Annotated in this window: 6 protein-coding genes; 5 read left to right on the top strand and 1 reads right to left on the bottom strand. The window is 73.2% G+C overall.

What is annotated here, in order from left to right; genetic code table 11:
* Positions 1-849, bottom strand: an 849-nt coding sequence (locus ALMP_RS33095; protein WP_264935164.1) for a YafY family protein, incomplete at its 3' end; no start/stop codon positions are given.
* A 62-nt stretch (positions 850-911) separates the two neighbouring features.
* Between ALMP_RS33095 and ALMP_RS33100 the strand changes: the two genes are divergently transcribed.
* The 5 genes from ALMP_RS33100 to ALMP_RS33120 form a co-directional block, all read left to right on the top strand.
* Positions 912-2,537: an MFS transporter gene (locus ALMP_RS33100; protein WP_264935165.1), complete on the top strand. Its 1,626-nt coding sequence runs from the start codon at positions 912-914 to the stop codon at positions 2,535-2,537.
* 192 nt (positions 2,538-2,729) lie between these two features.
* Entirely contained in the window at positions 2,730-3,491 is a 762-nt protein-coding gene (locus ALMP_RS33105) for a DeoR/GlpR family DNA-binding transcription regulator (protein WP_264935167.1), read from the top strand.
* Entirely contained in the window at positions 3,488-4,435 is a 948-nt protein-coding gene (pfkB, locus tag ALMP_RS33110) for a 1-phosphofructokinase (protein WP_264935169.1), read from the top strand. The genes ALMP_RS33105 and pfkB overlap by 4 nt, the downstream gene beginning before the upstream one ends.
* A gap of 241 nt (positions 4,436-4,676) precedes the next feature.
* Positions 4,677-6,782: a fructose-specific PTS transporter subunit EIIC gene (locus tag ALMP_RS33115; protein WP_264935171.1), complete on the top strand. Its 2,106-nt coding sequence runs from the start codon at positions 4,677-4,679 to the stop codon at positions 6,780-6,782.
* Between the two features lie 100 nt (positions 6,783-6,882).
* The coding region (locus ALMP_RS33120) for a hypothetical protein (RefSeq protein WP_264935172.1) at positions 6,883-7,086 on the top strand (204 nt) is incomplete at its 3' end.

A 7,086-nucleotide genomic window follows, 5' to 3' on the forward strand; every position in this document is an offset into this window, starting at 1 on the left:
CCCGGCCCCCACCTCGGGACCGCCCCCCGCCCCGGCCCCCGCCTCCTCCTCGTCCGTGGGGCGGCCGAACACCGCGGGCAGTCGTGCCGCCACGTACTCCGCCGGCGCGGCGAAGGTGACGTCGAACTCGTAGGTCTCGTGCCGCCGTCGGATCGACTGCCGCAGATACTCCGTCGCGCTGCCCTCCGGCACCTCCCGGGGCGTGAACCGCGCCCCGGTGGCGAACGGGTCGCTGACCCGGTCGACCCGGAACGTCCGCCAGTCCTCGCGCTCCAGGTCGTACGCGACGAGGTACCAGCGCCGGCCCGTCGACACCAGGCGGTACGGCTCGGTCAGGCGGCGCGACTCGGTGCCGTCCTTGGCGCGGTAGGTGAACCGCAGTCGTTCACCGCCGGCCACCGTGGACGCCATCACGGTCAGCGTCTCGGTGGCGATGCTCGGGCCGTCTCCGCTGGTCAGCGGGGTGGTCGCGGCCTGGAGGGTGGCCACCCGGTGACGCAGCCGGGACGGCAGCACCTGCTCCAGCTTGGCCAGCGCCCGCACCGAGGCCTCCTCCACCCCCTCCACGGCGTGCCCGGCGCCGGCGCGCAGGCCGACCGCGATCGCCACCGCCTCCTCGTCGTCGAGCACCAGCGGTGGCATCGCCTTGCCCGCGACGAGCCGGTATCCGCCGTCCGAGCCCTTGGTGGCCTGCACGGGATAGCCCAGTTCGCGAAGCCGGTCGATGTCCCGCCGGACCGTGCGGCGGGAGACCCCGAGCCGGTCGGAGAGCTCGCCGCCGGGCCATTCGCGGGGCGTCTGGAGGAGGGAGAGCAGTTGCAGCAGCCGAGCCGGAGTGTCCGTCGTCATGTCTTCGAGGATGCCCGACGACTAGGACACGATCTGACCTAATCGGCCCTTAGTTTCACCGCATGACCTCCACCGAGACATCCCTCACCGCTCAACCTCCCGCGGGTGGCGACCGTCGCCGCTGGTTCGCCCTGGCGATCGTGATGACCGCGGCCTTCATGGACCTCGTCGACGTCACGATCGTCAACATCGCCATCCCCTCGATCCGGCGGGACGAGGGCGCCTCCTGGAGCCAGATCCAGTGGATCACCGCCGGGTACGCCCTGGCCTTCGCCGCGGGACTGATCACGGGCGGCCGGCTGGGCGACATCCACGGCCGTAAGCGCGTGTTCCTCGTCGGCATCGGCGGCTTCACCGTCGCCTCCGCGCTGTGCGGCCTCGCCGCCAACCCGGAGATGCTGGTCGCCGCCCGCGTCCTCCAGGGCGCCATGGCCGCGCTGATGGTTCCTCAGGTGTTGTCGATCGTGCACGCCACCTTCCCGGCCCATGAACGGGGCAAGGTCTTCGGGCTGTTCGGTGCGATCGTGGGACTCGGGGCCGTCTCCGGGCCGCTGCTGGGCGCGCTGCTGACGGAGTGGAACCTCTTCGGTCTCGGCTGGCGCCCGATCTTCCTGATCAACCTGCCCGTCGGACTCGCCGGCCTGGCCCTGGGCAGCCGCTTCATCACCGAGTCGCGTGCGCCGCGGGCGCTCAGGCTCGACCTCGTCGGCGTCGCCCTGGTCACCCTCGGCCTGCTGATGCTGCTCTACCCGCTCACCCGGGGCCACGAGCTGGGCTGGCCGCTGTGGGGGTACGGATCGATGGCCGGCGCGTTCGTCGTCCTCGTGGTGCTGGTCGCGTACGAGCGGCGCAAGGGCGCGCGGGACGGCTCGCCGCTGATCGAGCTCTCCCTCTTCCGGGTGAAGAGCTTCGCGGCCGGCATCGCCGTGCAGACCGTGTTCGGTCTCGGGCTGGGCGTGTTCTTCCTGGTCTGGACGCTGTACATGCAGGACGGCCTGGGCTGGAGCCCGCTGCGCGCCGGTCTGACCGGCATCCCGTTCTCGCTCGCCGTGTCGACGGCGGCCGGGCTGTCGGTGCAGAAGCTGGTCCCGCGCTTCGGGCGGGGAGTCCTCCAGGCGGGCGCGCTGACCATGGCCGTCGGCGTCCTGCTCTACATCTGGGAGTCCGAGCGGTACGGCCTCGGCATCACCCCCTGGCAGATGGCGCTGCCGCTGGTCGTGATGGGCGTCGGCATGGGCCTGATCGTCGCCCCGCTCACGGACGCGGTGCTGTCGCAGGTACCGCGCGAGCACGCCGGATCGGCGTCCGGACTCATCAACACCGTGCAGCAGATGGGCAACGCGATTGGCCTGGGCCTGGTGTCGGTGGTCTTCTTCGGCCGGATCGACGACCAGTTGCCGCCGGTGCGCCTGGGGTCGGAGTTCGCGGACGCCTTCCAGTACGCGCTGGGCTGGGTGGCCGCCGTGATGGCCGCGATCTTCCTGCTGATGTTCGCCCTGCCGAAGCGGCCGGCGCAGCACGTGGAGGGAGCGGAGGCCGCGGAGGGGGCGGAGACGGTTCCCCCGGCGCACGAACCTTCGACGCGCACTCCTTCCGCGCAGACTCCTTCCGCCCAGACTTCTGCGGCGCGGGGGCCCTCGGCCCAGGGTCCCGCGGCGCAGGGGAAGGAGCGGGAGTTCGTGGCCTGACGGGCTCCCGCCGCTGAGGGCAGGGTCCGGCGTCCTGGTGACGCCGGACCCTGCTTCCGTTCATGCCCGAATTGGGTCTGAACCTGTTTACTTTCCGGACATCCGGGCGTAGCCTCCCAGCGAAACCACAAGTTCGGGCATGAGTCGGAACCGGTCGGACATCGACCGGACGTTGGTCGGAGGCGAACGGACATGTACGCACCGGAGCGGCAGCAGGAGATCCTGCGGCTCGCCCGTGATGGCGGCCGGGTGGATGTCCTGTCGCTGGCCGAGGAGTTCCAGGTCACCGCGGAGACGATCCGCCGCGACCTGAAGGCCCTCGACCGCGCGGGTCTGGTGCGCCGGGTGCACGGTGGTGCCATACCGGTCGGACGCCTCGACTTCGAGCCCGACCTCGCCGAGCGCGAGTCCACCTCCGCCGACGAGAAGGACCGCATCGCCAAGGCGGCCCTCGGCGAGCTGCCGTCCGAGGGCACGATGATCCTCGACGCCGGCACGACCGTCGCCCGCCTGGCCGCCGCGCTCCCGCTGGAGGCCTCGCTCACCGCCGTCACGCACTCGCTGCCCATCGCGGCCCGTCTCGCGGACCACCCCGGCATGCAGCTCCACCTCGTCGGGGGGCGCGTACGGCACCGTACGCGCGCCGCCGTGGACGCCTGGGCACTGCGCGCGTACGGCGAGATCCGCGCCGACGTCCTCTTCGTCGCCGCCAACGGCTTCTCCGCCGAGCACGGGCTGACCACCCCCGACCTCGCCGAGGCCGCCGTCAAGCGCGCGGCGATCGCCGCCGCCCGCCGTGTGGTCCTGCTCGCCGACTCCTCCAAGCACGGCCAGGAGCACTTCGCCCGCTTCGGCGACCTGAGCGACGTGGACCTGCTGATCACCGACAGCGGGCTGAGCCCCGACGACGCGGCCGCCATCGAGCGCGGCGGCACGGAAGTAGTACGCGCATGATCCTCACCGTCACCCCCAACCCGTCCCTGGACCGTACGTACGAGGTGCCCTCGCTCGACCGTGGCGAGGTCATCCGTGCCACCGGTGAGCGCATGGACCCGGGCGGCAAGGGCGTCAACGTCTCGCGCGCGGTCGCCGCCGCCGGACGGCGCACGGTCGCGGTCCTGCCGCTGGGCGGCGCGCCGGGCGCGCTCGTCGCGGACCTGCTCGACGCGCAGGGCATCGAGGTCGCGCCGGTCCCGGTCGCCGGAGCCACCCGCTCGAACATCGCGCTCGCGGAGTCCGACGGCGTGCTCACGAAGATCAACGCGCCGGGTCCCGAGCTGTCGGCGCAGGAGCAGGAGCTGCTCCTGGAGACGGTGCGGGAGCAGTCCCGCGACGCCGACTGGATCGCCTGCTGCGGCAGCCTGCCGCGCGGCCTCGCGCCGTCCTGGTACGCCGAGGTCGTCGCGCGGGTGCACGCCGGGGGCGCGCGGATCGCGCTGGACACCTCCGGGCGTGCGCTCCTGGAGGCGCTGCGCGAGCGGCCCGACGTGGTGAAGCCGAACGCCGAGGAACTCGCGGAGGCCGTCGGGCGCCCCCTGGCCACCGTGGGCGACGCCCTGAAGGCGGCCGAGGAGCTGCGGGAGATGGGCGCGCGCGCCGTACTCGCGAGCCTCGGCGCCGACGGGCAGCTCCTCGTGGACGGCTCGGGTGCCTGGTTCGCCTCCGCCCGCGTCGACGTCGTCCGCAGCAATGTGGGCGCCGGTGACTCCTCGCTCGCCGGCTTCCTGATCGCGGGCGGCAGCGGGCCCGAGGCACTGGCCTCCGCCGTCGCGCACGGCGCGGCGGCCGTCCAGCTGCCCGGCAGCGTGATGCCGGCCCCGGCGGATCTGGACCCGGCGGCGGTGACGGTCACCTCGGCGGTCCCGACGGACCGGGAACTGAGGGAGCCGGTGTCATGACCGCCCCCACCACGACGGACGCACCCCCTGTGACGGCGACCGGACCGTCCCCGGCGCGGCGGGGCTTCCCGTTACTCGCCGCCCACGACGGCCGGCGGGGCCACCTGAGCCGCCCCGCCGACCCGCGGAGGCGGGGTTTCCCCGGCCTCGCCTCCGCCCTTCTCCCCTCCCCCCACTGCACCCCCGTCCCCACCCCCGCCCACCCCACACTCCGGGCGATACGCGTGCGAAGGAGCCCGCGATGAGCGAGATGATCACCGCGGACCTGGTCGACCTCGACCTGTCCGCCGACACCAAGGAAGCGGCGGCGCGATCCCTCGCCGAGCGCATGGTGGCCCTGGGCCGGGTGACCGACCTGGAGGGCTTCCTGGCCGACGTGGCCGCCCGTGAGGCCCAGATGCCGACCGGCCTCGACGGCGGCATCGGCATCCCGCACTGCCGCAGCGAGCACGTCACCGAGCCGACGCTCGCCTTCGGGCGCAGCGCCGCCGGCATCGACTTCGGCGCGGCGGACGGCCCCGCCGACCTGATCTTCCTGATCGCCGCCCCGGCCGGCGCCGACGACGCCCACCTCACGATCCTGTCCTCGCTCGCCCGCCAGCTGATGGACGCCGACTTCACCTCCGCGCTGCGGTCGGCCGGGGACGCGGCGGCCGCCGCGGCACTGATCCGCGGCGACGAGGCGCCCGCAGCCCCCGCGGGCACGTCCGAAGACTCCGTGGCGTCGTCGGCGGCGGCCTCCGCCGACGACGCCACGGGTACCACGGGCACCACCGGTACCCCCGGTACCGCGCCGACGGCGACCGGTGAGGGCGACGCGAGCGCCGCCGCGGCGCAGCCCCCCTTCCGTATCGTCGCCGTCACCTCCTGCCCGACCGGTATCGCCCACACCTACATGGCGGCCGAGTCCCTGGAGAACGCCGGCCGCGAGGCGGGTGTCGAGCTGGTCGTCGAGACGCAGGGCTCGGCCGGCTTCACCCGGCTCGACCAGGCCCTCATCGACGCGGCGGACGGCGTGATCTTCGCCCATGACGTTCCCGTGCGCGAGAAGGACCGTTTCGCCGGCAAGCCCACCGTGGACGTCGGTGTGAAGGCGGGCATCAACCGGCCCGCCGAACTGATCGCCGAGGTGCGCGGCAAGGCCGAGCGCGGCGAGGCGACGTCGGCGGCGCCCGCCGGCTCCCGCACGCCGGTCGAACGCGCCGGTGACTCCTCCGAGGGCTACGGCACCAAGCTCCGCAAGTGGCTGATGTCCGGCGTCAGCTACATGGTCCCGTTCGTCGCCGCCGGCGGTCTGCTGATCGCCCTCGGCTTCGCGATCGGCGGCTACCAGATCAACAAGGCCCCGTCGGTCATGGAGCACTTCGTGTGGACCCAGGCCGACAGCTGGGGCGCGCTCTTCTTCCAGATCGGCGCCGCCGCCTTCGGCTTCCTCGTCCCGGTCCTGGCCGGTTACATCGCCTACGGCATGGCCGACCGGCCCGGTCTGGTCCCCGGCTTCGTCGGCGGCGCGATCTCCCTCACCATCGGCGCCGGCTTCCTCGGCGGCCTGGTGGCCGGTCTGATCGCCGGCGGTGTGGTGATGGCGATCCAGAGGGTCGACATCCCGGCGGCGCTGCGCGGCATCATGCCGGTGGTGGTGATCCCACTGGTCTCGTCGGCGATCGTCGGTTTCCTGATGTTCGTCGTCATCGGCAAGCCCATCGCCGAGGCCCAGAAGGCCCTGACCGACGGACTGAACGGCCTCACCGGCACCAACGCCGTCCTCCTCGGCGCCCTGCTCGGCCTGATGATGTGCTTCGACCTGGGCGGGCCGGTCAACAAGGTCGCGTACACCTTCGCCACGGCCGGTATCGCCGTCGCCAGCCCCAGCGACTCCGCGATGAAGATCATGGCGGCGGTCATGGCGGCCGGCATGGTCCCGCCGCTGGCGATGGCCCTGGCCACCACCGTGCGCGGCAAGCTCTTCACCCGGACCGAGCGTGAGAACGGCAAGGCCGCCTGGGTCCTGGGCGCCTCCTTCATCTCCGAGGGCGCGATCCCGTTCGCCGCGGCCGACCCGCTGCGGGTGATCCCCTCCTCGATGGTGGGCGGCGCGGTCACCGGCGCCCTGTCGATGGCCTTCGGTGCCACCCTGCGCGCCCCGCACGGCGGTGTCTTCGTGGTCCCGCTGATCGGCAACCCGCTGCTGTACCTGGTCGCCGTCGCGGCCGGCGTGTGCGTCACGACGGCCCTGGTCGTCGTCCTCAAGGGCATGCGCAAGCCGGCCCCCGACGCCACGGCAACCGGGACGCGGGACGGCGCGGCCGCCACGGCCGCGGAGCGCAAGCAGCCGGTGGCGGCGTAACCGAGAGGGGCGTGCCGGTACGGCTCGCCCCTTTTACGCCACCTGCGAGATACGTCACGGTCCGGGGCCGAAGTCCCGGACCGTGATGTGTACTGTGCGCATGCCTGAGCACCTGTCGATGACCCAACTGGCGGGCGGAGCCGTCCTCGTCCTGGCGTGCGGCGCCTGGCTGGTCGGCCTGACCCGCGCCCTGCGCCGCAGCCGCCCCGGTGCCGGGTACGTGGTGTCCGGGCGGCGGCCGCACAGCCTTTCCGCCCTCCCCAACCAGCGCCCGCCCGCCCCCGCCCTCGAGACCGTCGAACTC

The organism is Streptomyces sp. A012304 (assembly GCF_026008495.1).
GTDB lineage: Bacteria > Actinomycetota > Actinomycetes > Streptomycetales > Streptomycetaceae > Streptomyces.